A 1,853-nucleotide genomic window follows, 5' to 3' on the forward strand; every position below is an offset into this window, starting at 1 on the left:
GGTCGGTTTTTGTGTTAGAAGCTTCTTAGCTCTGGCACAAAAAGAAAAGCAAAATTAAGTGTTGCAAACGTCAAAAAGCTCCGTATAATGCGCGTCCTCGGTTGGGGAGACGCCCTAGGCGAGGTGGTCGAGAGACCAGATCTTTGGATCAAATGCTCTTTAACAATGTAATTCAAGCAAGACGTGTGGGTGCTTGTGATGAGTGATGCGAACAAAGCATTATCAGAACAAGTTACTCGTTAATTTAATGACGTTTAGTAAATTGATTCTGAGCAGTATTTAGAAGCTTCGGCTTCGAAAGATTTAAACTGAAGAGTTTGATCATGGCTCAGATTGAACGCTGGCGGCAGGCCTTACACATGCAAGTCGAGCGAGAAAGCCTTCGGGTGAGTATAGCGGCGGACGGGTGAGTAATGCGTGGGAATCTGTCTGGTAGTGGGGGACAACAGTTGGAAACGACTGCTAATACCGCATACGCCCTACGGGGGAAAGCGGGGGATCTTCGGACCTCGTGCTATCAGATGAGCCCATGTCAGATTAGTTAGTTGGTGGGGTAACGGCCTACCAAGACGACGATCTGTAGCTGGTCTGAGAGGATGATCAGCCACACTGGGACTGAGACACGGCCCAGACTCCTACGGGAGGCAGCAGTGGGGAATATTGCACAATGGGCGCAAGCCTGATGCAGCCATGCCGCGTGTGTGAAGAAGGCCTTCGGGTTGTAAAGCACTTTAAGCAGTGAGGAAAGGGTGTAATTTAATACATTGCATCTGTGACGTTAACTGCAGAATAAGCACCGGCTAACTCCGTGCCAGCAGCCGCGGTAATACGGAGGGTGCGAGCGTTAATCGGAATTACTGGGCGTAAAGCGCACGTAGGCGGCTTTTTAAGCGAGATGTGAAATCCCCGGGCTTAACCTGGGAACTGCATTTCGAACTGGAAGGCTAGAATATGGTAGAGGATAGTGGAATTTCAGGTGTAGCGGTGAAATGCGTAGAGATCTGAAGGAACATCAGTGGCGAAGGCGACTGTCTGGACCAATATTGACGCTGAGGTGCGAAAGCGTGGGTAGCAAACAGGATTAGATACCCTGGTAGTCCACGCCGTAAACGATGTCTACTAGCCGTAGGGTTCCTTGAGGACTTTGTGGCGTAGCTAACGCGCTAAGTAGACCGCCTGGGGAGTACGGCCGCAAGGTTAAAACTCAAATGAATTGACGGGGGCCCGCACAAGCGGTGGAGCATGTGGTTTAATTCGATGCAACGCGAAGAACCTTACCAGGTCTTGACATCCAGATAACTTAGCAGAGATGCTTTGGTGCCTTCGGGAAATCTGAGACAGGTGCTGCATGGCTGTCGTCAGCTCGTGTCGTGAGATGTTGGGTTAAGTCCCGTAACGAGCGCAACCCTTGTCCTTAGTTGCCATCAGGTAATGCTGGGAACTCTAAGGAGACTGCCGGTGACAAACCGGAGGAAGGTGGGGACGACGTCAAGTCATCATGGCCCTTACGACCTGGGCTACACACGTGCTACAATGGGTGGTACAGAGGGTTGCGAAGCAGCGATGTGGAGCTAATCCCTTAAAACCTCTCGTAGTCCGGATTGGAGTCTGCAACTCGACTCCATGAAGTCGGAATCGCTAGTAATCGCGAATCAGAATGTCGCGGTGAATACGTTCCCGGGCCTTGTACACACCGCCCGTCACACCATGGGAGTGGGTTGCTCAAGAAGTGGCTAGTCTAACCTTCGGGGGGACGGTCACCACTGAGTGATTCATGACTGGGGTGAAGTCGTAACAAGGTAGCCCTAGGGGAACCTGGGGCTGGATCACCTCCTTAAACGATATCGCACACT

Annotated in this window: 1 rRNA gene; it reads left to right on the forward strand. The window is 51.3% G+C overall.

Going from position 1 to position 1,853, the window contains the following annotated elements:
- Positions 1–305: 305 nt before the first annotated feature.
- Positions 306–1,837, forward strand: a 16S ribosomal RNA gene (locus CFK45_RS18210).
- Positions 1,838–1,853: the final 16 nt, after the last annotated feature.

The sequence above is a fragment of the Agaribacterium haliotis genome (assembly GCF_002312815.1).
GTDB lineage: Bacteria > Pseudomonadota > Gammaproteobacteria > Pseudomonadales > Cellvibrionaceae > Agaribacterium > Agaribacterium haliotis.